Source organism: Acinetobacter sp. YH01022 (assembly GCF_013420235.1).
Classification (GTDB): domain Bacteria; phylum Pseudomonadota; class Gammaproteobacteria; order Pseudomonadales; family Moraxellaceae; genus Acinetobacter.
The window spans coordinates 13,132-37,566 of the sequence record NZ_VOYP01000015.1 but is presented as its reverse complement, the minus strand read 5'-3'; the positions used below and the strand labels follow the sequence as shown (position 1 = coordinate 37,566).

Sequence of the window (24,435 nt, the reverse complement as noted above, 5' to 3'; positions counted from 1 at the left end):
GAGCAAATGCTAGAACAAATTGCAGCTTTTCTCTAGCCACGTTTTCAATATTTTTAATTTCATGATCATTCTTTAACTTGATCATGCTGTTCCAGGATTTGTTGCCATTGTTTTACTTTTACCTGTTTGCGAATGGCTTCTAAACTCTCAAAAACAGCCGATTCCACCAGGTTTTCCACATAGGTATTATTTTCAAATTGTATTTGACTGATTTTATTCGAAATTTCTAAATATGCCAGATTTTTTTCATTTTTATGACCGTATGCAAAAGGTTCAATCAGCCCCAGCGTAATATTTTCTCCCAAACGTTGTCCAATGCTCTGGATTTGTTGCTCGATGCGTCCCCCCACAATCGGAATCAGGCGCAATAATTGGGTCAGTTCAGGGGTGTCTTCAATGGCACGATTGACAATGTCGCCGACATTTTCGGCAATCATGATTTTTTGTGCCTGCAGCTCTTTGCCTAAAGACTCTTGCAAAATATCCGCCAGGGCAGCAGCAAACATGTCACGGTGATGGGCAACCAGATCTTCAATCAGTTTTTTATGTGTGGTACTGGTCGAGAGTTCACGTTTTATGCCATCTAAGACCGTAAGTACAATACGGCTGGTGAGTTCTTCAAGCACCATGTGGTAATAGAATTTAGCCCGCCGATACCAAGCGTCCGGAATGACTTTATAACCATGCTGGTGCAGGTTGTAGCCGATGGCCCCGGCACGTAATAAACGTAAGAAACGCAGCTGCGGAATAATGGAGAGAATTTCGTACCAGTGAATAAAGGGAAAGAAAAACCAGCGCTTATGATGTTGCCCAATGACCGCAATTACCCAGCGGGCCAGCAGTTCAATGACCAGAAAACTGGTAAACCAGCTTTCGGTAATGATGACCCAGGGACGCAATGAGTTACGGTAAAAATGTAACAGTTCAGGAAGATGAATAAAGTCAAACAGCCAGCCGCCAAAATCACTCATCAGAATGGCATTGGCACTCAGGCAGAACAGGTTGATGATGATCAGAATCATCATAAAAATGTCATAGCCCAGTGCGACTTTCCATCCCCAAGTACCTTTTTTTACAAAAGAAAAGGTGGGGGATGTGATCTGGTCGTCTTGCTTCATTTTTTTCCTTGCGTGTACTTAAGCTTTCGCAGCCAATTCTTGCTGCATGCGTTCAATCAGTTGGTCTTTCTCAGTCCATAGCGCATGAACCCATTGCTGAAAACGTTCACGATATTCAGCATCATCTTCATAATTACCACCTAATACCCAGTCTGGAATATCGATTTTACGCAAATTCACCGCAATGCGATTGACCTCTCCTAGCCAGAAATCGCCATAACCTGGGACACCATCTGGATAAACAATAGTCATGTCGACCAGCGCATCAATTTTGTCACCTAAAATGTTGAGGGCCAAGGCTAAGCCACCCGCTTTAGGTTTGAGTAAATGTTTATAAGGTGATTGCTGCTGCGTATGCTTCTCTGGCGTAAAGCGCGTACCTTCCAAATAGTTCAATAAGGTAAAAGGTTGACTTAATAGCTGCTCGCAGGCTTTACGCGATTCTTCCATATCACGGGTTTTAAGTTCCGGATTTTTTGCAATCTGTTCCTTGCTATGGCGCTTCATCATCGGGAAGCCCAAAATTTTAAAGGCTTGCCCCACGAAAGGAATAAAGATCAGCTCCCACTTGGTAAAGAAACGGGTAAGTGGCATGCGGGTTAAACCAAAATATTGATTTACCGTAGTATCCACCCAGCTTTGATGGTTACAGGTCATCAGGTAACGGCCTTGCATACTGAGCTCTAAACCTTTCTCAATCGTGATATCCCACTTTAAGTTGGGCAATACATGGTCGATCAGCCAATTATTGACACTGAGCCAGCTGTTGGTAATTTGAATGTTGGTTTCGTCTATTTTACGTGATTTTTTAATGAGTTTGGTTAATCCCAAAGCGAGTACAGGTGGTCCATGAAAAAAAGTACTTCCAGTAATGACCGATCCGACAGTAAGCCCGCGAGATATTTTTTTTAATATCGGTTGCTTGGTATTTTGAGATGACATATAAAAAAAGGCCTTAAAAGAAAATCATCGAAGGTTTTTATTTAGTATTCAATATAATTGTAGAATTTAAAATAAAAAAGTCTATTCATACAAGTATGGAGAAATTGTGCTGAAGTTATTCTTGACACTCAGCTGAAATATTACAAAATGTAACTAATAAATGGGTTATTTACAAAAAATCAATGGTATGCCGATTTTTTTTAATTCATTATTCCACTATACGATAAAACACAAGAAGGAGGCATGCGATGCGTGCACTAGTCATTTCAGCAGCAGTAGCAGGGGCATTGGCACTATCAGGCTGTCAAACAACTGGCAACAACATTGGCGGTATGGAATACGATAAAACAGCAATTGGCGCAATAGTGGGTGCAGCTGCGGGTTATGGTCTTTCTAAAAGTAACGCAAATACAAGCGCTCAAAATAACCGTGCTGCAGCAATCGGTGCTGTATTAGGCGGTGCAACAGGTGTATATCTGGACAATAAAGAGAAAAAATTACGTCAACAAATGGCGGGTACTGGTGTAGATGTTACACGTAATCCGGATGGTTCTGTTGGCCTGATTATGCCGGGTAATATTACTTTTGATACCAACAAATCGAATATCAAACCGAACTTCTACGCAACTTTGAACAAAGTTGCACAAACACTGACTGAAGACAACAAGAGCGGTATTCTTGTAACAGGTTATACAGACAGCACGGGTAATGACTCGATTAACATTCCATTATCTCAAGCGCGTGCTCAATCAGTAGCTAACTATCTTGCCGGTCAGGGCGTGGCACGTACACGTATTAATGCACAAGGTCAAGGTTCAGCGAACCCAATCGCATCAAATGCGACTGCTGAAGGCCGTGAACAAAACCGTCGTGTAGAAATCAGCATTTACGCGGTTCAATAATTCTTCATTTAAGTTCATGATGAATTGAAAAGACCACCTTCGGGTGGTTTTTTTATGAATGTCAAATCTGTATTTTAGGTTATGCAAGTTGGGTGGAGATGACTATAATCGAGCTCCAATTAACACGAGGAAATCCTATGTCATCGGCAAGTCAACTGAATGACAAGCAACTTGAAGCTATGAAATACACTCAAGGGCCCTTGTTAGTACTTGCAGGGGCAGGTTCGGGTAAAACCTCGGTAATTACGCGAAAAGTCGCACATCTAGTCAAGAATTGCGGTATACCGGCACATCGGATCACGGCCATGACCTTTACCAACAAAGCAGCACGCGAAATGAAGGAGCGTGTCGGTAAATTATTGTCTCGTGAAGAAGCCAAAGGTCTGTCTGTTTCAACTTTCCATACCTTTGGTCTGAATTTGCTCCGATTGGAACTCAAACATACCCCATTAAAAAATAATTTTTCTATTCTGGATGCCGATGATTGTAAGCGTATCCTGATGGATTTAATGCACCGTGATAATTTATCCGGCGCGGAAAGTAAAGAACTCATTGCCAAGGCAATGAAGATGATTTCGGACTGGAAAAATGACCTGATTCCACCGGAACAAGCACATACCACCTGTGAAACCACTGAAGATGTCCAGTTTGCGCATTTATATCAGCTTTATGAACGCAACCTGCGTGCCTATAATGCGGTGGATTTTGATGACCTGATCGTGATGCCGACCCGTTTGTTGCAGGAAAATGCTGAAGTCCGGGATAAATGGCAAAATCGGGTGCGTTATCTGCTGGTGGATGAATATCAGGATACCAATACCGCACAGTATATTCTGGTGAAACTGCTGGTCGGTGTGATGGGACAATTTACTGCGGTAGGTGATGATGACCAGTCCATTTATGCCTGGCGTGGGGCAAAGCCTGAAAATATGGCTTTGTTGAAGGAAGATTTTCCGAATTTAAAAGTCATTAAATTAGAACAAAATTACCGTTCCACCAGCCGTATTTTGAAAGCGGCGAATACGGTGATTGGCAATAATCCGCATATTTTTGATAAAAAACTCTGGTCGGATAAAGGCCATGGTGAGGCGATTCGGGTCATTACCTGCCGTAATGATGATGATGAATCTGAACGCGTAGTGAAGGATCTGATCACCCATAAGCTGATGAATGGAAAAAACTGGAAGGATTATGCGATTTTGTATCGCGGTAATTTTCAGGCCCGTATTTTAGAAACACAGCTGCGTCAAATGCAGATTCCATACAAGCTTTCTGGCGGCCAGTCTTTCTTTGCTCGTGCAGAAATTAAAGACATCATGAGTTATTTGCGTCTGATTATTAACCCTGAAGATGACAGTGCATTTTTACGGATTATTAACACGCCGAAACGTGCCATTGGACCTGTAACCTTAGAAAAGTTAGGTCTATTTGCACAGGAGAATCATTTGTCATTGCTGGCAGCGGCAGGTGATCAGCGCCTGACTATGGTAATGCCGAAAAAAGCGACTACACAACTGGCTGAATTTTATGATTTTATTGGTAATTTTACCCGTAACCTGCTGGATGATGACGAGCCTGTGCCAATTATTCGCCAGATGATGCAGGAAGCAGGCTATATCGATTACATCAAGGAATCCGCAGCAACGCCAGCGCAGGAAAAAACCAAGCTGGATAATATTGAAGTGCTGTATAGCAGCATTCAGAGCCTGATTAACCGCGCTGAAGATGTTGATGACAAGAATATTGAAAGTGTGATTCGTAAAATGGTACTGCTGGATATGCTGGAGCAGCAGCAGGAAGAAGAAGATACCGATAAAGTGAATTTATTGACTTTGCATGCATCCAAAGGTCTTGAGTTTCCTTATGTGTATTTGATTGGGCTGGAAGAAGAAATTCTGCCGCATAAAAACTCGATCGCAGCCGAAACAGTGGAAGAAGAACGCCGTTTGATGTATGTGGGTATTACCCGTGCTCGTCAAGGTTTGACGATTACTTTGGCCGAGCAGCGTAAAGCGGGCGGGCAGATGAAACAGATGACCCCAAGCCGATTCCTGGATGAATTGCCGCAAGATGAACTGGAATGGCTAGGTCGCAAGAAAAAACTGGCAGGTAATATTGATCCAAAATTGCAAGCCCAGCATTATCTGGAAAATTTACGCGCGCTAATCAAACGTTAATTCACGATTTAAACCATGCAACATTTAAACTATGCAATTAGGAAAAAACAAATGAAAGTTCAAGTGAAAGTACTCGATACACGTTTAGGCAATGAGTGGCCTATGCCGACCTATGCGACTTCGGGTTCAGCAGGTTTGGACTTGCGAGCTTGTGTCGATGAAGCGACTGTCATTGAACCGGGTCAAACAGTATTGGTGAAAACCGGTTTGGCTATTTATATTGAAGATACAAATTTTGCTGGCTTAATTTTGCCCCGTTCAGGTCTGGGTCATAAACATGGGATTGTTTTAGGCAATCTGGTCGGCCTGATTGATTCGGATTATCAAGGCGAGTTGATGGTATCGGTTTGGAATCGTAGCCAAACAGCATTTACCTTGCAACCGGGTGAACGTTTAGCACAATATGTACTTGTTCCTGTTGTCCAGGCGCAGTTTGATATTGTGAATGAATTTGAAGCGACTGAACGCGGTGCAGGCGGTTTTGGCCATACGGGTAAAGGCTAAGTTTGATTTAGCATAAATATGACAAAACCTGATGCCAAACAATATTATTTGTTTGGCATCAGGTTTTTTTCTTTCTTTAATTTGAACAGGATTTTATTTAAAATAATTAGCTTTTTTATAAAAAAAGTACAAATAAACAATGAATTATATTATTAAAATGCAAAATAATTTTTAATGTATGGATCAGTTAAAAATATTTTTATTGTTTTTGTAAATAATTGTTTTAAATTAAAGTTATTTGAATACTTTTGTTTTCTAATTTCACAAATGATTTATTTTTCAATCAAATAAAGTATTTTTAAAACAAAATTGTAAGAAACTTTTACCGTTGCTTAATAACACGAAATGCTTTTAAATATTAATCTTCTTATTTCATCAGATGATGCACTGGTTGTGAATACTGAGCTAATCCAGCATGCCATGAAATTCTCATTTCATGGGTTATTCTAAAGTAGAAGATGTCATCATGAATTTTAAAAATAAAAAATTTCCTCTACAAATTTTTCGTGCCTATGATATTCGTGGAAAAATATCACTTTTGACGCCTGAAATTGTACAAGCGACTGCCTATGGATTGGTTGAGCAATATCACAAGGCTGGGCAAACACAGCTGGCTATCGGCTATGACGCACGTTTAACCAGTCCTCAATATGCAGAAATTATCAGACGGGTATGTGAAGAAAAAGGACTGCATGCCACAATCATTGGCTGTTGTTCGACACCCCTTTTATATTTTATTGCCCGTCAGTTTGGCGGTAATGGCATTATGATTACAGCCAGCCATAATCCAAAAACTGACAATGGAATTAAATGGATTATTCAGAGCGAACCACCCTGTCCAGACATGATTCAACAGGTCGGTCAGAGCGCGAGCGCAGCTTTTGATCTATTACATAATCTGGTAATTCAACCGGTTCAGCATGAAATTGTGGTGAAATACTGTCTTGAATATCAACAGGCACTCCTAAACGATATCCAGTTAAAGCGACCATTTAAGGTGGTGCTGGATGGCCTGAATGGTTCAGCTGGACGCTGTGCAGCCCTGGTGTTAAAAAAACTGGGCTGTGAGCTGACCGCTATCCGTTGTGAAGCCAATGGCCATTTTCCTGACCATGCACCCGATCCGTCACAAGAGAAAAATCTGGCAGAGTTAAAGCAGACCGTGCTTGAACAGCAGGCTGATATTGGTATTGCTCTGGATGGCGATGGCGACCGGGTCGTGTTGATTGATGAACATGGCACCACGATCTCCGCAGACCGGTTGTTGTCGCTATTTTCAGAAATGTGTCTGAAAACCCATCCTGGTCATGAAGTGGTTTTTGATGTCAAATGTTCCACCATGGTGGCGAATACTGTGCGTCATCTAGGCGGACAGGCCAAAATGATTCGTACCGGAAGCTCTTTTTTACGGACTTACATGTCGCAGTCCAAAGGCAGAGCTGTATTTGGTGGAGAATATGCAGGTCATTATGTGTTTAATGACGGGCGTGGTTTTGGCTATGATGATGGCTTGTATGCGGCATTACGGGTACTGGAATATCTTGGTCAGCAGGCGGATTTAACTCTATCCCAGGCCTTAAAGGCTTATCCGGAACGTTATTGCACTGAAGATACTTATATCAGTACGCATAACATAGAGCCCAAAGCAGTATTGCATGATGTCGAAATGCAAAGTCAGGATTTTGGTGCCCAGTTAAGTAAAATTGATGGGGTACGACTTGATTTTAAAGATGGATTTGGCATTATTCGGGCATCGAATACCGGGGAATATTTTACCGTGCGCTTTGATGCGGATAATCCTGTAAGATTAAACGATATTCGACATACATTTGTTTCCATGTTAAGTGACCGATATCCTCAAATCGCACAAGACATTTTAGATGCTCAATAAGGAGAGGTGAATGCCATATCAACATACCGGCCTCGACAAAGCACAAGTTTTGACTGAAGCTTTGCCGTACATTCAACGTTTTGCAGGTAAAACGCTGGTTGTGAAATATGGTGGCAATGCAATGACCGACCCAGAGCTGGAAAGCTCGTTCGCGCGTGACATTGTATTGTTGAAAACGGTCGGTCTGAATCCGATTGTGGTGCATGGTGGTGGTCCGCAAGTCGATTCATTTTTGAAACAGTTAGGCCGCGAATCTGACCGTATTGATGGCATGCGTGTCACTGACCCTGCAACCATGGAAGTGGTGGAAATGGTTTTAGGCGGTAGCGTGAACAAATCCATCGTGAATCTGATTAACCAGCATGGTGGTCGTGCCATTGGTTTGACTGGTAAAGATGGCAACCTGTTACGTGCCCAGAAGTTATTGATGGAAAAAACCGCTGAAGATGGCACGGTCAAGCATATTGATCTTGGTCTGGTGGGTGAAGTCGTTGGTGTGAAAACCGACGTTCTGGAAATGTTTACCCAAGGGGATTTCATTCCTGTGATTGCACCTCTGGGTGTCGATGAAGAAGGCAATACCTATAACATCAATGCCGATTTGGTGGCAGGTAAAGTCGCTGAAGCTTTAGGCGCAGAAAAACTTATTCTGTTGACCAATATCACCGGTGTGCTGGACGAAAATAAGAACTTGCTGACGGGTTTAACGACCCAGGAAGTGGACCGTTTAATAGAAACCGGTGTGATTTATGGCGGCATGATTCCAAAAGTGGGCTGTGCACTAGATGCAGTCAAAGGTGGTGTGGTCAGCGCACATATTGTTGATGGCCGTGTTCCACATGCCACTTTATTGGAAATTTTTACCGATCATGGGGTAGGAACTTTAATTACCAACCGTGCCAAGCATTAAACCGTGATTTTAAAAAGCCTCCTTGTGAGGCTTTTTTATGGCGTCTATTTTGACCCGCTCAATAGACTGATGATTGAAATCTCAATTTTGTCTTAATACATAAAATCGTGATGACTATCGTGAATTGAGATTTGCAACCCTCTGCCCAGTCATGCAAAATAGAAAAATCATGTATTTGCTGTTTGATCAAGATTATGTGCCAGTTACTCGGAATGAATTGTGCTACGCCAACGGATGTGACTTTCTCATTTCGTGGTTTTTCTCAGCGTGCTGGCATTACATCAGACCATTGTGATGGTTTTGGCATTGCTTTTTTTGAAGATAAAGCCTGCCGACTTTTTGTCGATAATCAATCCGCAGTTGAATCGCCGATTGCTGAACTGATCCGTAATTATCCCATTAAGTCGCGCAATGTGATTGCACATATCCGTAAAGCCACCCAGGGTAAAATCAATCTGGAAAATTCACATCCCTTTAGCCGTGAGCTTTGGGGACGGCAGTGGATTTTTGCCCATAATGGTGATTTACATGACTTTAATCCAACTTTATCGGGGCGTTTTACTCCGGTTGGCAATACCGACAGTGAGCGTGCATTCTGTTATTTGTTAGATCAACTGGTACTTAAGTTTGGTTACCATGAACCCAAACTCGATCAGGTGTTCGATTTATTGGCTGAAGTTTCTCCAAAAATAGCCGAACATGGCACCTTTAATTTCTGCCTGTCGAACGGTCAGGCACTCTTTACGTATGCGATTACCAAATTGCACTGGCTGGTACGTGAATATCCTTTTAAACCTGCACAATTGATTGATCTGGACGTTGAAGTTGATTTCAGTCAGGTTACGACTCCAGAAGATCGTGTCGCCGTCATTACCACAGAACCTTTAACCCAAAATGAAACCTGGAACGCTTTTGTACCAGGAGAGATGATTTTATTTCAGGATGGCCGACCGGTTCGGAAACAGCAGACTCATGTTGAGCGTTTAGAACGTGAACGCTTGAATCCGGCATTGAAACGAATCACTAAAGCCGATCAATATTGATTGCAATTTCAGATAAAACTTTAGTGTCAGATATTTATTAGATAAATATCTGACTTTATTATTTATAATCGGTTGAAATATTTTAAAATTTTATTGCCAGATTTTAATCTTACTGGCTTCGGGATATTTTTATATAATCGTACTATATTTATCTAATATAATTAAAAAATGACTTCTAAAAAATATAGTTTATAAAATAATGTTAACTCCTGAATAAAGCATTTTTTTAATGAAGCTGGTTAAAAAATACTTTATCCTTTTAGTAGGTATTCTATCATAATTAAATATATATCAATGGGTTATGTTTGTTTTATAAAAAAAACTAAAAGTCGACTGTTTTGGTGCATTTTTATTTGTTTAATATCAATATATTATGAATTTATGTGATTAATCGTTTATATCTGATAGGTGGTCGTAATGAAAATGAAATGGGTTCCAGAATATAATACTGGCATCGATGTGATTGACGATCAACATAAACGAATTCTGGATTACATCAATGAAATTGATGATATCGTTGAAAATACCGACCGTGCGCGTATTAAACAGATTCTTGAAAATATTATTGATTACACTCAGTCGCATTTTACTTTTGAAGAATCTTTGCAGGAAGAGGCGGGTTATAAATACCGCGTACCGCATAAACGTGTTCATGATTTATTCATTAAAAAGATTGAATCTTATCGTGATCGCTTTGAAATGGGACAGGCGATTGAAGGTGAATTGCATGAAGTACTGGCGAAATGGCTGATTAACCATATTCAGCACGATGATGCTGATTATGTTGGTGCTGTAAAACAAAACATGATGGGCATTATTAAAGAAAAAGAACAGAAAAAAGGTAAAAACTGGTTTGCTCGGTTTTTCTCATAAAAGATAAATGAGATAACTACAATTAAAAAAAGATAATAATCTTGCGCTGCAAATCATTAGGCATAATGGTTTGCTTTTTCTTTTTGATTTTCACTTATGAGAAAGGCAAAATAGCAAAAGACTTTTTTTAGGAACGCATCATGCAGGACAATGCTATGACACGATGGCTATCACCGCTGATGGCATTTTGTTTATCTTTTATCATCATTGCCACTTTAGCACCGATTGTAGGGATTCAGCTTGATCGCCAGCTTGATTTTTGGCTGTTATGGTTAGGTACCATGCTTATTTTGGCTTTACCGATCTGCTATTTAGAAATTGCCTTGGCAAAGCGTTCTAAAACCACAGCTTTAAATGCCTTGTCCAGCTTGACCCGTGATGCGGATGCCTCGCAAAAATGGCGTATCGTTGGCTGGCTGGCCGTGGTCTTTATTCCTTTCCTGGCAGGCGGCATATTGTCGAATGCGGGCCAATTGCTGGGGCATTTTGCCGCTAATGGAATTGCAGCTAATCTTTTATTTATTGCTCTTGCGATAGTTGCAGTTTTACTTTCATTTGCACCACGAAAAATTATTCTGCTTTTAACGGTGATTGGTGTTTTTGCTGCTTTAATTCTGTCCAATGTTATGGGAACCCCTTTACCAGCTTGGCATGTTACAGCGGTTGAATTTAGCGAGTGGGGCAGTGCTACCGTCTTGGCACTGGTAGCAAGTGGTTTAGGTATGGGCTTGTACTGGCAGAGTAGTCTGCCTGCGGTTCAGCAGCAAGATACTGCAAGTAAAACAGTATTGCCGATCTGGATTGCACAGTTACTTGCGGTAATTGCTTTTGGTTTCTTTGCTGCCAATGCTCAAATCCCGAGTTTGGCTTTTGTGGTTGCCGTGGTGACTACTGCGGCCTTGTTATTGCAAATGGCGCGTGAACAGCTGTTACACCGTCAGTTGAATATCGTGATTCAATGGTTGCTTATTTTAGCTGCCGTATTTGTCTGGGCAATTCCAGCCATCACTCCAGTTTTCAATAGCCTGCTGATGCTTTGGGGTTTAGCAATTTGCCTGATCTATGCCATTTTTGCCGGATGGATCATGAAAATTAGTCATCTGCGTAAAGCGATGAATTTCAGCAATGAGTTATTTTATAACCTGTGGCGTATTGCTGTTCGTGTGGTGTTACCTGTTTCGATTATTTTGGCCATAATCGCAATTATTGGGCAATTGTTCTGATGAGTGAGACACAACAGGTTTGGGTCGCCTATGCAGCACCCGAGCAACAGTTTCATATTGCGGTGCCCTTTCAGCAAGGGATGACCGCTTTAGAGGCGATTGAACAAAGTGGTATTCGGGTACAGGTTGATTTGGCGGAACCGCTTGCTCTGGGAATTTTTGGTGTGCGCCTGAAAGATCTACACCATATTTTACAAGCAGGTGACCGTGTCGAGATTTATCGACCGCTAACTATCAATCCGAAGGATATTCGACGCAAACGTGCAGCAGCCAACCCGGTTGGGCGATATTGTCGTGGAAATCGCTTTAAACAATTGAAGTGATAAGAAAAACCCCTCAATGAGGGGTTTATTTTTATTTTAAAGCGTCTATAGTGGTGGCGCAGTTAAAATCGCTTCTTTTGAACCTGGTAAGCCGGGTTGAGATTCTGGAATAGTTTCTAGACCTTCAATCTTTTGCACCGTACCGGTTTGATCGAAGTAAATTTTTAAATGTTGACCATGTGCTGCAGGAATCTTGGCTTTTTTAGCATAAGTTCCTGGGATGTAGTTGTAGATATAGTCCCAACGTAAAGGATTCATTGGATCTGTGACCGTTGGACTGCCTAGCAAAAAGCGAACTTGTTGGTGGCTCATACCGACTTGAATTTTTGATGCTTGTGCTTGAGTTAATGGTGTTCCTTGAGGAATATCAACTTTATAAACGCCCAAGGTCGAACAGCCTGCGAGCAGTGAAGTGACGAATAACGTCAACATGATTTTTTGCATTTTGCTACACTATCCCAAATTAATTATGATGCATTTGATCCACGGATAGATCATACTGCATCTTAACTTTGTTGCATATTCCAACTTTAAATTTGTTGAGAGACCCTTTTACATGCCTATTTCAAATCAAGATTTACGCAAAGCTGGACTTAAAGTTACGCTTCCACGAATAAAAATATTAGAATTATTAGAAAATTCAAGACAACATCATTTAAGCGCAGAAGATATTTATAAGACTTTACTTGAACAGGGTGAAGATGTCGGTTTAGCAACTGTGTATCGAGTGTTAACACAGTTTGAAGCTGCAGGTATTATCCAGCGTCATCATTTTGAAAATAATCATTCAGTTTTTGAAATTATGCAAGAAGATCATCATGATCATATTGTTTGCCAAAATTGTAATAAAGTGGTCGAATTCACCAATGACGTGATTGAACATGAACAACATGAAGTAGCTGAAAAATTTGGCTTTACTTTAACTGGTCACTCTCTAAATCTGTATGGTTATTGTGATGCAGCGGAATGCCAGGACGCATTACGTAAAAAATAATACTGACTTGGAATCAGTTAAAAAACAGGCTTTATTTGAAGCCTGTTTTTTTTGCATCTTAATCTGGGCCTTAAGCCTGACCATCGAAAGTAATATTCGAACTGGCGCGCATTAAGCGATCGCCACCTTCTTCCGACAACTTGATTTGCAAGCGCAGATCGTTTGGTGAGTCGGCATGCTTAAGCGCATCTTTATAGCTAATTTGCTTGGCTTTGTACAAGTCAAACAGGGCCTGGTCAAAGGTTTGCATACCCAGTTCACGTGAACGTTTCATCAGGTCTTTAATTTCATGCACATCACCTTTACGGATCAGGTCTGAAATTAAAGGCGAGTTGATCAGAATTTCAATTGCAGCACGGCGTCCAGTGCCATCCAGCGTTGGAATCAGTTGCTGGGCCACAATCGCTTTCATGTTTAAAGACAAATCCATAAACAACTGGTTATGCCGGTCTGCTTCAAAGAAGTGAATAATCCGGTCTAGTGCCTGGTTGGCGTTGTTAGCATGCAGGGTGGCAAAGACCAGATGGCCGGTTTCGGCAAAGGCAATCGCATAATCCATAGTTTCGCGTGAACGGATCTCACCAATCAGGATCACGTCTGGTGCCTGACGCAGTGTGTTTTTCAAGGCTACTTCAAAAGAGTCAGTATCGATGCCCACTTCACGCTGGGTAATGATACAGCCTGCATGTTCATGGATAAATTCAATCGGGTCTTCAATGGTAATGATATGACCTTTGGAATTCTGGTTACGATAACCAATAATGGAAGCCAAAGAGGTCGATTTACCTGTACCTGTCGCACCGACAAAAATGATGATGCCACGTTTGTTCATCGCCAGTTCTTTTAAAATGGGCGGTAACTTGAGGTCATCTATGGTTGGAATTACAGTTTCAATACGACGTAAAACCATACCCGGCTGATCGCGCTGTTGAAATGCGCTGACACGGAAACGGGCAGTTTTGTCGCGGTTGTTGATCGCGAAGTTACATTCGCGTGTTTCGGCAAATTCTTTACGTTGCTTATCACTCATAATCGAGTTTAAAAGCTGTCCCACAATTTCACCAGTCAGCTTGGTTTTGGCGATGGGCACAATCTGACCATTAATTTTCATGGATGGTTCAACATCGGCCGTAATAAACAAGTCCGATGCCTTCTGTTGAATCATCAAATTCAGTAAGTCATTAAAATCCATAATAAGAACCCCAATCCGTTTTCAAATTATAAGAATGATTCTGGCTGTTTTGCCATGGTGCGGGCAGTTTGCGCACTGATCACACCTTTTGCAACTAGGGTTTTTAAACTTTGATCAAGCGTGGTCATGCCGTAGTTGGCACCGGTTTGAATGGCAGAATACATTTGCGCCACTTTGTTTTCACGGATCAGGTTACGGATGGCTGGAATACCGATCATGATTTCATGTGCAGCGACACGACCACCACCATTTTTCTTCAGCAGGGTTTGCGAGATCACGGCTTGTAAGGATTCAGACAACATGGCACGTACCATGTCTTTTTCTTCGGCCGGGAATACGTCAATCACACGGTCAATGGTTTTTGCTGCAGAGGTGGTATGTAGCGTACCGAAGACCAAGTGACCAGTTTCAGCGGCAGTCAATGCCAAACGGATGGTTTCAAGGTCACGCATCTCACCAACCAGAATAATATCCGGGTCTTCACGCAGTGCTGAACGAAGAGCTTCATTAAAGCCGTGGGTATCGCGATGTACTTCACGCTGGTTGACCAGGCATTTTTTAGATTCGTGTACAAATTCGATCGGGTCTTCTACAGTCAGGATATGGTCATAACGCTGATCATTAATATAGTCGATCATGGCCGCCAGCGTAGTAGATTTACCTGAACCTGTAGGTCCGGTCACCAGTACGATACCGCGCGGGTAATTACAGATATCTTTAAAGATCTGACCCATACCCAGATCTTCAATGGTCAGTACTTTTGAAGGAATGGTACGGAACACGGCACCTGCACCACGGTTCTGGTTAAATGCATTCACACGGAAACGGGCTACACCTGGAACTTCAAAGGAAAAGTCTGTTTCTAGCTTTTCTTCAAAATCACGACGCTGTTTATCATTCATAATGTCATACACAAGTTTGTGTACTTCTTTATGTTCTAAAGCAGGCAGATTAATACGGCGAACTTCACCATCGACACGGATCAGTGGCGGCATCCCCGCAGACAAGTGTAAATCTGATGCCCCGTTTTTAGCTGAAAACGCTAAAAGTTCAGTGATATCCATAATTTCCCCGAGTTCATTTAAATGTTATTTATTTTGATAGAATAATAAGGCTTTCCCAAAACTTAACCAACAGTTAGTTGTAAGGGAAGCCCAAAAAAGATGAATGAAATGAGAACCTCGTCAATGAATAGTCTTCAACAGTCACGAAATCAAGTTATACAGCAAATAGAAGATGCCTGTAAACACGCCCGGCGCAATGTAGAAAGTGTGCAGTTGCTGGCTGTTTCAAAGACCCATCCAGGTGAGTCTTTGCGCGAGATGTACCAAACTGGACAACGTGCATTTGGAGAAAATTATTTACAGGAAGCTTTAGATAAAATTGAGGCTTTAAGTGATCTGGATATTGAATGGCATTTTATTGGTCATGTGCAGCGCAACAAGACCAAGCATCTGGCAGAAAAGTTTGCCTGGGTGCATGGAGTAGACCGTTTGATTATTGCAGAGCGCTTGTCGAGTCAGCGTGAGGCGAATCAGGTGCCACTGAATATTTGTTTGCAGGTCAATATTGATGCACAAGACACCAAAGATGGCTGCCAACCGGGTGCAGTGGCTGAGCTGGTGAAGCAGATCAGCCAGTTACCGCATTTAAAATTGCGTGGTCTGATGGTGATTCCTGCCCCGAATAATCCGCAGGCATTTAGTGATGCCAAAGCTTTGTTTGAAAGTGTAAAAACTGAACATGCCCATCCTGAAGATTGGGATACCTTAAGCATGGGAATGTCGGGGGATATGCAGGAAGCTATTGCCGCAGGTTCAACCATGGTCCGTGTCGGCACTGCATTGTTTGGAGCACGGGATTATTCGAAATAAATCGCAGAACCACCCATTTTGCTGATTTTGAAAACTGAACCTTAGGGTTCAGTTTTTGTTTTTAAAGTTGAATTTTCCACTAAAGTTGAGTACAAAAAACAATCTAAACAACTACTTTAGATAAGAAATTATTTATTAAACCAGGGAAATAGGGACGTGTATGGCGGCATATTATCAACTGATCGGGCGCAATACAGATGCGACAGGTATCGTTACGGCACATTATCAATCTACATTGCTGGCACAGGGTGCATGGAATGAGCACGAGCAACACATGGCACCCGCAACAGGCATTATCTGTGCAGAGTTAGACCGTTTTATGCCACGTCAGGGTATGCGGATTGGCCGGATCAGTTTAGATATTTTAGGTCTGATTCCTGCTGGAGAGTTTAGCATCATCACCAAAGTCATTCGTCCAGGCAAAACCATTGAGCTGATTGAGTCCGAAATGCAGGCTCAGGGCAAAAGCTGTATCGTGGCACGGACCTGGCGCATGATGACGCAAAATAGCCATGAAATTAAAGGCTTGGAAGATGCCCATGGAAATGCACCTGAAAATGCGCCAGTGTGGGAAGGAATTCGTCAGTGGCCGGGTGGGTATATCCAGTCGATAGAAGCAAGAAGCCATGAGCGCCGTGCTGGAAAGGGCATTGTTTGGTTGCGAACGCCACATGACATGGTTGAGGGTGAACCTACCACTGATTTTGTCCGCTTAATGGGCATGGTAGATACGGCCAATGGCGTTGTACCACGTCAAGAAGTACCTTTTAGTTGGGGCTTTCCGAATCTAGATTTACAGATCCATCTGCACCGCTTGCCGCAAGGTCAGTGGCTGGGCTTGGAAACCGTGCAGCAGTATGGCGAAGATGGCATTGGCCTGACCAGTTCTGTGTTGCATGATCTTTCTGGGCCATTCGGGCGCAGTGAACAGATTCTGACCTTGCGACCGATGGCATAGATATCTTATTGATAAAAGCCTGGAGCATCCTCCAGGTTTTTTATGCTTTATTGGATGAGCTTTTAAATTAACCGACCACTTCAATGGTACTTGCACCAGCACCCAAGGGCTTGACCTGAATCTGTACAGGAATGCGTTCGTGCATTTCCTGAATATGCGAGATCAACACCACTTTACGACCCTGATTCTGTAATTGATCCAGCGCATTCATCACCATATATAAAGATGAGGCATCCAGCGTGCCAAAGCCTTCATCAATAAACAAAGATTCAATTTTCATGGAACCTGATGCCATATTGGCAATCGCCAGAGATAAGGCCAGTGCAGTCAGGAAGGATTCTCCACCTGAAAGCGAAGCGACCGAACGGGTTTCACCGTCCATATCGTGGTCAATAATCGCCAGACTCAAGGAGTTGTCCAGACGTTTTAAGGTATAGCGCTGCGAGAGCATGGCCAGTTGCTGGTTGGCATGCTCAATCAAGATATCCAGATTATATTGCTGTGCATAATCGCGGAATTTTTTGCCGTTTGCATCGCCCATTAGTCCTGAAATTTTACTCCAACGGTGTTCTTCACTTTGAATGGCTTGAATTTGATCTGCAAATTGCTTTTGCTTTTCAAGATTACGTTGATGCATTTCAATTTTGAGTTTCACTTGATCCCGCTGTTCAATCAATTGCTTGAGCTGTTCAGTAACGGTCGTCAGTTGTGAAGATAGGGTTTCAGCATCAATTTCAGGTTGATGTTCCATATGTTGTAGAAGCTGTTCCTGAATGGCTTTAATACTTGCTAGAGCATCCGAGTGCGCTCGTTCAACATCGACCACATGCTGTTTAAGTTGCTGTTCTTGTTCATGTGAAACTTCGCTCAGTTGTTGCAATAACAGCGCATTGAAATCTGTATGCTGACTTAACCACTGTTGAATATTGTGTTCAACATTTTGCTTTTGGGTTTGAAATTGAGTTTGCTGAGTTTGATATTCTTTTAGCGTGCTTTGAGCAATTTCAAAAGCTTGACGTACTTGGTCAAACTGCTGACGAGCTTGATTAAATTGAATGTGCAATTGTTGTCTATTTTGATCGAACTGCGCTAACCATTCATGTGGTTTTTCAACATTGCTTTGTGTCATGTCAAAAATGGCTTGAATGGCTAAATCGCTATTTTGTTTGCCTTCTTGTGTAAGGTTTTCTATGCGAGTTTCTGTCGTCTTAATTTTTTCCTGACTAAATTTTAGATTTTGAACAGCTTGATCGCGCTGTTGCGATTTTTGATTAAGCTGAGCATTTAAATCGTTCAGTTGTTTTAAGGTGTTTTGACGCTGTAGTAACATGACTTGAACTTGTTCAGCCGTACTCAGCGTATTGTTACTCCATGCTTGACCTTGGGTGTCATTCAATAAACCTACAACATCTTGAATATTTTCTTCAGCCTGTTTTAGGACAGAAAGTTGCTGGCTGGTTTGTTGCATTATTTGAAGAAGTGCATGACGCTGTTTTTGTAATTGCTCATGCGTACTGAGTGTAGCTTCAAGTTGTTTTTGCGTATGTTGAAATTCAATAACCTTTGTCGCCAGGGCTTGATCTAATACCAGATGATCTTGCGAGAAATCAAAGGGGATATTCAGCGTATTAAGTTGTTGTTCAAGCTGAGTTTGAGCAGGCTGCAGTCGTGATGACAGTGTTGCTAGTTGGCGAGCATTTGCTTCCGATGATGCTATTTGTTGAGCATACATTTTTTGCAAATGTTGCCATGCTTCGAAAGCCGTTTTTTCTTTTTCAAGTTCTTGTTGTTCTTGTTGCTGTTGCAGTTTGAACAATTCGTTTGAAAGTGCATCCTGATTTTGTATATATGGATGATGTGTGCTACCACAAACTAAACATGCTTCGCCATCGACCAGGCTCGCTCTTAAATGTTCAATATTTTCAGTATGGAGTAAACGTTGCTTTTGCAACATCTGTTGTAATTGTTCACGTGCAATTTTTTGATCCTGATAGGCTTTTTCAGCAGATTGAAGTTGTACATGATTCTGTTCAATTTGTTGTTGCAGCTTATTTTGTGCCGAAACTAGCTTGCAGTTTTCAGCACTAATATTTTTGAAGTTTTGCCAATGCGTGTGTATGACATCAAGTAGATTCAGCTGTTGTAAATGATGTTCACGCTCAGTGCGTATAGCAGCAATTTTTTGATTCAGTTCATCATCTTGCCCATATTGCTGCGTCAGTTGTTCAAGCTGTTGCTGTTGTTGCATTACATTTTGATGCGCTTGACTCACATTGCCATGGTTTTTTTCAAATTGAGCATAGTTTTGAATAAAGCGTTGTAACTGGCTCAAATGTGCCGAAAGCCCATCATCCAAAGGATTGAAATGTGCAGATTCAGCCAAAAGTGCAGTGTGTTGTGTAATATCATGTTGTAATTGTTGAAGCTCATTTTTGACTTGCTGTTCAGTATTTACAAGAGGAGAGTGTTGCTCTCGTAAACTTTTTAGTTCATCTTTAATTTTAAGCAACTGATCACCCAAAACACGTCGATCGGCAATGCGAGCACGAACCATCTCAATGTTTTGCTGATGTTGAATTTCAAATTGATGTTGCTGTTTTTGCGCGTTATCTATTTTTTCAAAGGTCAATTTTTCAGTATTGAATTGTTGTTCAATCACCGTGAATTGCTTCTGAACGTGTTCTAATTTGGGTTGAAGTATTGCAAGGTCAGCATTTAAATTTTTCTGCAGAATGACGCTAGGCCGAATAGAGGAAAAACGTTCAAGTTGTTGCAATTGTGCTTTTTGCGGAGCAAGTGCATCTAGATATTGTTGCTGAGCCTCCAAATATTGTTGACGTGTTTGTATATCAGTTTGAAGTTTATGTTTTTGTTCAAACCATTGTTGTTGCTTTTGTAGATTTTGCTTTTCAATATCCAGTTTTTGATGATCTTGGTTCAGTTGTTGAAGTTTTGAGGAGTAGGCAGTGAAATCCTTTTCAGACAGCAACTCAATATGACCTAAAACGTTTTCGAGCTCTTTGCGCTGATTGGCAATCTGTTTGGTTTTTTCATAAGCCAGCTGGCCAATTTTTCCGAAAATACTCGAATTGGTCAGATATTCCAGCAGTTCACCACGTTCATTATCGCGGGCTTTTAAAAATGCCGTCACTTCCGACTGTGCCAATAACACTGCGCGGGTAAATTGCTCAAAACTGAGCTGGCAGATTTGATGAATATGGGTATCGACCGCTTTGGCTTTATCGGCAATCACCACGCCGTCGGTCAGGCAGGTTAAATAACGCTGCACACTTTGCAGTTTGCCATCGGCTTTTTCACGTGAACGTTTCAGTTCCCAGCGCGCAAGATAGCGTTTCTGATCCTGAGCGACAAAGCAGACTTCGGCAAAGCCATGCGCGGTGCCCCGGCGCAAAACTGTCAAAGGTGAGTTGGTCAATAACTCTGAACCATCGACATCCTGCAATTTTCCGTCGCTGTCTTTTAAACGTGGAATCTTGTTGAACAGTGCCAGGCACATGGCATCCAAAATGGTCGATTTCCCGGCACCGGTTTTGCCGACGATGGAAATCAAACCCGCACTGGCCAAAGGTTCAGTTTCAAAATCAATAAAATGTTCACCTGCAAGCGAAGCTAAATTTTTTATACGAATGGATAGAATTTTCATGGACAGTTCTTAACGTATCTGTTGTTCTTCAAGTGATTTTTGGGCTTCGTGTATTAGACTGATAAAATCTTTTAAAACATTTTCATCATTGCTATAGCCCTGTTTTTCCCAGATCTGCTGAAACAGTTTTTCCGGTGTTGGTGGTTCCAGACAAATTTTTGTAATTGTTGTACTGTCATTTTCCACAGATAAATATTGCCGTGAAATTCGTACCAGACGATAGCGATTTTTAGGCAGCGCTTCTTCAAATTGTTGTCTTAAATTGGGCAAGGGCGGCGTCAGGGTGTGATATTCAATATCGACATATTCACGCTGATCAATCTGTTCAATTTCACCTTCGGGCAAGGTTTTGAGTTTTTGCATTACCTCATTCAGCTCGCCACGAATTTTATGCAACTGAATACAGCGCGGAATGGCAATCGCTTCAAACTGAAAGCATGATTCATCCTGCTTTAGCGGATCAATTTGTACCTCTACAATCTGATGCTTATAGTGAATCTCACTAAAAGACAATGGGATAGGGGAGCCACTATAACGGATGTGTGGATGCTGAACTTTTTGTGGTTTATGCAAATGCCCCAGTGCGACATAATCGATGCAGTCATCAAATAATGCAGTCGATAAGGTTTCTTCATTGCCAATAATAATCGGGCGTTCCGAATCGGACGTTTCACAGCCTTGCATATGCGCATGTGACATCAGAATAAGCGCCTGATTATCCGTTTTACGTTTTTTAGCTTCTGCAATCAGTTGCTGGTGCAAGTAGGCAATCGCATTTTGGCTATTACTGGTGTGTTCATTCACACCGGTAATTTCTGCTGGACGTAAAAACGGTAGTGCCAGACACCAGGCCACAATCTGTTTTTGCTGATCGTAAATAGGCAGCAGCAAACGGTCTAAATCAATCTGGCCTGCCGCATTTTTATGAATCACTCCCACCGTTTTAGCATTATATTTTTCCAGTAAAGGTTCGACCTGTTCAATGCGATATCCTGAGTCATGATTACCGGCAATCATTAGCGTTTGCATATGCGGGGCAAGTTCATGTGCATCGGCTAGGAATTGATAAAGCTGTTTTTGTGCGCTAGATGCAGGGTTGATGACATCAAAAATATCACCGGCGATCAGTAAGGCATGGGGCTGTTTCTGCTGGATTTGTTGAAGTAACCAGTTTAAAAACTGTTCATGTTCATACTGGCGGGAGTGGTTATAAAAGAATTGTCCTAAGTGCCAGTCTGATGTATGAAAAAAATGAACAGCCATGTAACGCCCCAAATCACAATGTATGATGAGGCTATAAATTACCATAAATGATGTAGTTGATTCTGTCATTGATTATAGAAAGAACCATTGAAATTAAAGTAAGTCTTTAGAATTAAAATATTTAAATTTTTGTTTCAGCAAAATATTTTACTTTACCAAATTTCCGGTCAAAACAATTTGTTGAATATGAAGGTCGCTAGGTAGGTGCAAGGTTTGGACTGCAATCTAGACAATCTTATTCGCTCTTTGATCTAAACATAATGAATTCTGCATATTTTAGAAAATTTATAGGAGATATTTCGGATAAGAAATTTTTGACTACTTTTTAAAATATATTAAACGATCTGAAGGATATACTTTTTTTGGAGAGAAATTGTAGAATAAATAATCATTTTGAAATGTAAAAATGTTTAGTGGTGAAAAGCAGCTTTTATTGGGGAACCTGCTTCAAGCGGGTTAATTATCAAGAGCGTATTGAAATGTCCTGTATGCTAAAACCAGAACATGCGAAGATATTTTTTTGCCCATTCAAATTAGAGTAGTCCTATGCCGAAAAATCCGTTTGATGAGCAGCAATTGTCGAATGACATGTTTTATAAAACATTATTAGAGTCGACTTTGGCCATACCCTGGAGCATAGACTGGGCCACCAAACAGTTTAGTTATATTGGCCCTCAAATTGAAAAGTTACTGGGCTGGGAACAGGATTCCTGGAAATCGGTGCAGGACTGGGCAGACCGTATGCACCGGGATGATCGTGATCATGTCCTTAATTATTGTGTGTCGCAATCTATTGCCGGCATAGATCATGAAGCGGATTATCGTGCCTTAAAGGCAAGCGGTGGATATTGCTGGATTCGTGATGTAGTTCATGTGGTACGCAAGGAAAATGGTGAAGTTGAACGTTTAGTCGGTTTTATGTTTGATATTTCTGAACGTAAGAAAAAGGAAGAGGAACTAAAAGCATTGCACCGCAAGCTGGAAGAATTTTCCTATAAAGATGGTTTAACTGAAATTGCCAACCGACGCTTATTTGATGATTTTTATTCACGTGAATGGAACAACGCAATACGTGAACAAAAGCCACTGTCGGTCATTTTGATCGATATCGATTTCTTTAAACAATACAATGATTTTAATGGGCATATTATTGGCGATGCCTGTATCAAGCAGATTGCACAGATGTTGGAAAGTTGCTGTGTACGTCCACGCGACCTGGTGGCACGTTATGGTGGTGAGGAATTTGCGATTGTATTGCCAGAAACGGATTTAGAGGGTGCGATTCAAATTGCAAACAATATACTTCGTATGATCGATCAGGCAAATCTACCCCATCGGGCATCTCCTATTTCAGAAAATGTCAGTTTAAGTCTGGGGGTGAAATGTATTTGTCCGACAGAGAAAGATGACAAAATACACTTTTTAAATATGGTCGATAAAAACCTGTTTAAAGCCAAACAGACTGGACGTAAACGTTTTGTTGCCGATGAAATATCAAATTCAATTTTAAGTTCAGCGAACAATTGAAACGCAGATAAACTCAAAAATCCCCTCAAGCGAGGGGATTATTTTTATTCATCTTTTATCAATCTTTAAAATATACTGGAATCCACTGATAACTCTTACCGTCTTTAGAGTAAATATGACCTAAACCCGGGAAAGGTAAATGCGGTGCTGCAATGAGCTGACCTTCTTTGGCATATTCTACAAAGTGTTTCAGACGTGTCTGTACCGCTGCTTTGGGATCAACATCAAATTCAATGGCGGTTTCAGGACGGTCAAACTGAAGGGTATGCGAATGCACGATGTCGCCAATAAATACGACTTCCTGACCATCGGCTTTGAGTTTAAAGCTGTAATGTCCCGGGGTATGACCAAAGGAGGGTTTGAATTCGATACTGCCAAAAGCCAATGATTTATCAGAAAAGACTTTAACCTTTTTTGCTTTTTCATATGGAGCCAAGGCCGCTTTAATTTTCTCCACTGTACCCAGAAAGCCTGCTTGTTTTTCTTTTGACAGTTTCTTCAAAGTATTTGGATTCAGCCAGTAGTCATATTCGGTTTTGGCAATATGCAAGGTTGCATTTGGATAATTCGCCACGCCATTGTTGGAAATGCCGCACACGTGGTCAGGGTGTAAGTGGGTGAGGAAAATCTCGTTCACTTGTTCAGGCTTATAGCCTGATGCTTTGAGGTTGTTATAGATAGAACCAAGATGTGTACCAAAGCAGCTAGCTGCACCGCTATCGACCATCAGCAGTTGCTTGCCTGTATTGATGAGAAAGGCATTGACTGAGGTTTGAATACCTTTGGCTTGGTCAGCATAGTATTTTTTTAAAATTTCAGTTTTTTCGCTGTCGCTTAAGCCTGTAAACATGGATGGGCTTAAGTAGTTTGTACCATCAAGTAGGGCGATGATTTGGGTATTACCGATTTGGTGATGGTAGTAGCCAGCGACTTGTTTTGGTGCTGAGAGGGTGGTTGATTCAGCCGCTTGGGTGGTGATGGCTGTAGTGCTGAGAGCCAATGCTAGGAGTAGGGGTTTTAAAGTTTTCATAGAGTTTTATAAGTTTTAAGTTGATGG

Annotated in this window: 21 protein-coding genes; 13 read left to right on the top strand and 8 right to left on the bottom strand. The window is 41.5% G+C overall.

Annotation, left to right across the window (positions count from 1 at the left end):
• Positions 1-65: 65 nt before the first annotated feature.
• Together FTT87_RS07295 and FTT87_RS07290 are read right to left on the bottom strand one after the other, a co-directional pair.
• Positions 66-1,118: a hypothetical protein gene (locus FTT87_RS07295; RefSeq protein ID WP_086196428.1), complete on the bottom strand. Its 1,053-nt coding sequence runs from the start codon at positions 1,116-1,118 to the stop codon at positions 66-68.
• An 18-nt stretch (positions 1,119-1,136) separates the two neighbouring features.
• Positions 1,137-2,060, bottom strand: a complete 924-nt coding sequence (locus FTT87_RS07290) for an acyltransferase (RefSeq protein ID WP_180043004.1) — start codon at positions 2,058-2,060, stop codon at positions 1,137-1,139.
• Between the two features lie 248 nt (positions 2,061-2,308).
• On the opposite strand from FTT87_RS07290, the gene FTT87_RS07285 reads away from it, so the two are divergent.
• From FTT87_RS07285 to FTT87_RS07245, 9 genes are all read left to right on the top strand, one after another.
• Positions 2,309-2,962 (top strand): OmpA family protein, encoded by a 654-nt coding sequence (locus FTT87_RS07285; RefSeq protein ID WP_086196426.1) that lies wholly within the window; start codon positions 2,309-2,311, stop codon positions 2,960-2,962.
• A gap of 137 nt (positions 2,963-3,099) precedes the next feature.
• The gene (locus FTT87_RS07280) at positions 3,100-5,139 is read left to right on the top strand and encodes a UvrD-helicase domain-containing protein (RefSeq protein ID WP_180043003.1); all 2,040 of its coding nucleotides are present in this window, start codon (positions 3,100-3,102) and stop codon (positions 5,137-5,139) included.
• A 51-nt stretch (positions 5,140-5,190) separates the two neighbouring features.
• Positions 5,191-5,643 carry a dUTP diphosphatase gene (gene dut, locus FTT87_RS07275; RefSeq protein WP_166171142.1) on the top strand — a complete coding sequence of 151 codons (453 nt, stop codon included), beginning with the start codon at positions 5,191-5,193 and terminating at the stop codon, positions 5,641-5,643.
• 466 nt (positions 5,644-6,109) lie between these two features.
• Positions 6,110-7,534 carry a phosphomannomutase/phosphoglucomutase gene (locus FTT87_RS07270; RefSeq protein ID WP_180043027.1) on the top strand — a complete coding sequence of 475 codons (1,425 nt, stop codon included), beginning with the start codon at positions 6,110-6,112 and terminating at the stop codon, positions 7,532-7,534.
• Between the two features lie 10 nt (positions 7,535-7,544).
• Entirely contained in the window at positions 7,545-8,444 is a 900-nt protein-coding gene (argB, locus tag FTT87_RS07265) for an acetylglutamate kinase (protein ID WP_180174607.1), read from the top strand.
• 194 nt (positions 8,445-8,638) lie between these two features.
• Positions 8,639-9,487, top strand: a complete 849-nt coding sequence (locus tag FTT87_RS07260) for a class II glutamine amidotransferase (protein ID WP_086196422.1) — start codon at positions 8,639-8,641, stop codon at positions 9,485-9,487.
• A gap of 417 nt (positions 9,488-9,904) precedes the next feature.
• A complete protein-coding gene (locus FTT87_RS07255; RefSeq protein ID WP_086196421.1) occupies positions 9,905-10,360 on the top strand; it encodes a bacteriohemerythrin in 456 nt (151 codons plus the stop codon).
• Positions 10,361-10,500: 140 nt separating this feature from the next.
• Positions 10,501-11,583, top strand: a complete 1,083-nt coding sequence (locus tag FTT87_RS07250; RefSeq protein WP_180043001.1) for a hypothetical protein — start codon at positions 10,501-10,503, stop codon at positions 11,581-11,583.
• A complete protein-coding gene (locus tag FTT87_RS07245) occupies positions 11,583-11,906 on the top strand; it encodes an RnfH family protein (RefSeq protein WP_180043000.1) in 324 nt (107 codons plus the stop codon). Before FTT87_RS07250 ends, FTT87_RS07245 begins: the two co-directional genes overlap by 1 nt.
• Positions 11,907-11,951: 45 nt before the next feature.
• Here the strand turns inward: FTT87_RS07245 and FTT87_RS07240 are convergent, their stop codons facing one another.
• Positions 11,952-12,350 carry an outer membrane protein assembly factor BamE gene (locus tag FTT87_RS07240; RefSeq protein ID WP_166171149.1) on the bottom strand — a complete coding sequence of 133 codons (399 nt, stop codon included), beginning with the start codon at positions 12,348-12,350 and terminating at the stop codon, positions 11,952-11,954.
• Between the two features lie 112 nt (positions 12,351-12,462).
• Between FTT87_RS07240 and fur the strand changes: the two genes are divergently transcribed.
• Positions 12,463-12,900 (top strand): ferric iron uptake transcriptional regulator, encoded by a 438-nt coding sequence (gene fur / locus FTT87_RS07235; RefSeq protein ID WP_086175193.1) that lies wholly within the window; start codon positions 12,463-12,465, stop codon positions 12,898-12,900.
• 70 nt (positions 12,901-12,970) lie between these two features.
• Here the strand turns inward: fur and FTT87_RS07230 are convergent, their stop codons facing one another.
• Together FTT87_RS07230 and FTT87_RS07225 are read right to left on the bottom strand one after the other, a co-directional pair.
• Positions 12,971-14,092 carry a PilT/PilU family type 4a pilus ATPase gene (locus tag FTT87_RS07230; protein WP_180042999.1) on the bottom strand — a complete coding sequence of 374 codons (1,122 nt, stop codon included), beginning with the start codon at positions 14,090-14,092 and terminating at the stop codon, positions 12,971-12,973.
• 26 nt (positions 14,093-14,118) lie between these two features.
• Positions 14,119-15,156 carry a type IV pilus twitching motility protein PilT gene (locus tag FTT87_RS07225; RefSeq protein WP_086196416.1) on the bottom strand — a complete coding sequence of 346 codons (1,038 nt, stop codon included), beginning with the start codon at positions 15,154-15,156 and terminating at the stop codon, positions 14,119-14,121.
• Positions 15,157-15,279: 123 nt separating this feature from the next.
• Here FTT87_RS07225 and FTT87_RS07220 point away from each other — a divergent pair, with 123 nt between their 5' ends.
• Complete coding sequence (locus FTT87_RS07220) at positions 15,280-15,966, top strand: YggS family pyridoxal phosphate-dependent enzyme (protein WP_180042998.1); 687 nt, start codon at positions 15,280-15,282, stop codon at positions 15,964-15,966.
• Positions 15,967-16,126: 160 nt separating this feature from the next.
• A complete protein-coding gene (locus FTT87_RS07215; protein WP_180042997.1) occupies positions 16,127-16,924 on the top strand; it encodes a thioesterase family protein in 798 nt (265 codons plus the stop codon).
• 67 nt (positions 16,925-16,991) lie between these two features.
• Here FTT87_RS07215 and FTT87_RS07210 read toward each other — a convergent pair whose 3' ends face one another.
• The gene (locus FTT87_RS07210; protein ID WP_180174606.1) at positions 16,992-20,588 is read right to left on the bottom strand and encodes an SbcC/MukB-like Walker B domain-containing protein; all 3,597 of its coding nucleotides are present in this window, start codon (positions 20,586-20,588) and stop codon (positions 16,992-16,994) included.
• Positions 20,589-20,597: 9 nt separating this feature from the next.
• Positions 20,598-21,851 (bottom strand): exonuclease SbcCD subunit D C-terminal domain-containing protein, encoded by a 1,254-nt coding sequence (locus tag FTT87_RS07205; RefSeq protein WP_373423503.1) that lies wholly within the window; start codon positions 21,849-21,851, stop codon positions 20,598-20,600.
• A 546-nt stretch (positions 21,852-22,397) separates the two neighbouring features.
• Here FTT87_RS07205 and FTT87_RS07200 point away from each other — a divergent pair.
• Positions 22,398-23,378: a diguanylate cyclase gene (locus tag FTT87_RS07200; protein WP_180042995.1), complete on the top strand. Its 981-nt coding sequence runs from the start codon at positions 22,398-22,400 to the stop codon at positions 23,376-23,378.
• Positions 23,379-23,436: 58 nt separating this feature from the next.
• Here the strand turns inward: FTT87_RS07200 and FTT87_RS07195 are convergent, their stop codons facing one another.
• Positions 23,437-24,408 carry an MBL fold metallo-hydrolase gene (locus tag FTT87_RS07195; protein ID WP_180042994.1) on the bottom strand — a complete coding sequence of 324 codons (972 nt, stop codon included), beginning with the start codon at positions 24,406-24,408 and terminating at the stop codon, positions 23,437-23,439.
• Positions 24,409-24,435: the final 27 nt, after the last annotated feature.

Coding starts and splice junctions, on each gene's coding strand:
- FTT87_RS07295 (WP_086196428.1), bottom strand. CDS start 1,118: ATGAAGCAAGACGACCAGATCACATCCCCCACCTTTTCTTTTGTAAAA.
- FTT87_RS07290 (WP_180043004.1), bottom strand. CDS start 2,060: ATGTCATCTCAAAATACCAAGCAACCGATATTAAAAAAAATATCTCGC.
- FTT87_RS07285 (WP_086196426.1), top strand. CDS start 2,309: ATGCGTGCACTAGTCATTTCAGCAGCAGTAGCAGGGGCATTGGCACTA.
- FTT87_RS07280 (WP_180043003.1), top strand. CDS start 3,100: ATGTCATCGGCAAGTCAACTGAATGACAAGCAACTTGAAGCTATGAAA.
- dut (WP_166171142.1), top strand. CDS start 5,191: ATGAAAGTTCAAGTGAAAGTACTCGATACACGTTTAGGCAATGAGTGG.
- FTT87_RS07270 (WP_180043027.1), top strand. CDS start 6,110: ATGAATTTTAAAAATAAAAAATTTCCTCTACAAATTTTTCGTGCCTAT.
- argB (WP_180174607.1), top strand. CDS start 7,545: ATGCCATATCAACATACCGGCCTCGACAAAGCACAAGTTTTGACTGAA.
- FTT87_RS07260 (WP_086196422.1), top strand. CDS start 8,639: ATGTGCCAGTTACTCGGAATGAATTGTGCTACGCCAACGGATGTGACT.
- FTT87_RS07255 (WP_086196421.1), top strand. CDS start 9,905: ATGAAAATGAAATGGGTTCCAGAATATAATACTGGCATCGATGTGATT.
- FTT87_RS07250 (WP_180043001.1), top strand. CDS start 10,501: ATGCAGGACAATGCTATGACACGATGGCTATCACCGCTGATGGCATTT.
- FTT87_RS07245 (WP_180043000.1), top strand. CDS start 11,583: ATGAGTGAGACACAACAGGTTTGGGTCGCCTATGCAGCACCCGAGCAA.
- FTT87_RS07240 (WP_166171149.1), bottom strand. CDS start 12,350: ATGCAAAAAATCATGTTGACGTTATTCGTCACTTCACTGCTCGCAGGC.
- fur (WP_086175193.1), top strand. CDS start 12,463: ATGCCTATTTCAAATCAAGATTTACGCAAAGCTGGACTTAAAGTTACG.
- FTT87_RS07230 (WP_180042999.1), bottom strand. CDS start 14,092: ATGGATTTTAATGACTTACTGAATTTGATGATTCAACAGAAGGCATCG.
- FTT87_RS07225 (WP_086196416.1), bottom strand. CDS start 15,156: ATGGATATCACTGAACTTTTAGCGTTTTCAGCTAAAAACGGGGCATCA.
- FTT87_RS07220 (WP_180042998.1), top strand. CDS start 15,280: ATGAATAGTCTTCAACAGTCACGAAATCAAGTTATACAGCAAATAGAA.
- FTT87_RS07215 (WP_180042997.1), top strand. CDS start 16,127: ATGGCGGCATATTATCAACTGATCGGGCGCAATACAGATGCGACAGGT.
- FTT87_RS07210 (WP_180174606.1), bottom strand. CDS start 20,588: ATGAAAATTCTATCCATTCGTATAAAAAATTTAGCTTCGCTTGCAGGT.
- FTT87_RS07205 (WP_373423503.1), bottom strand. CDS start 21,851: ATGGCTGTTCATTTTTTTCATACATCAGACTGGCACTTAGGACAATTC.
- FTT87_RS07200 (WP_180042995.1), top strand. CDS start 22,398: ATGCCGAAAAATCCGTTTGATGAGCAGCAATTGTCGAATGACATGTTT.
- FTT87_RS07195 (WP_180042994.1), bottom strand. CDS start 24,408: ATGAAAACTTTAAAACCCCTACTCCTAGCATTGGCTCTCAGCACTACA.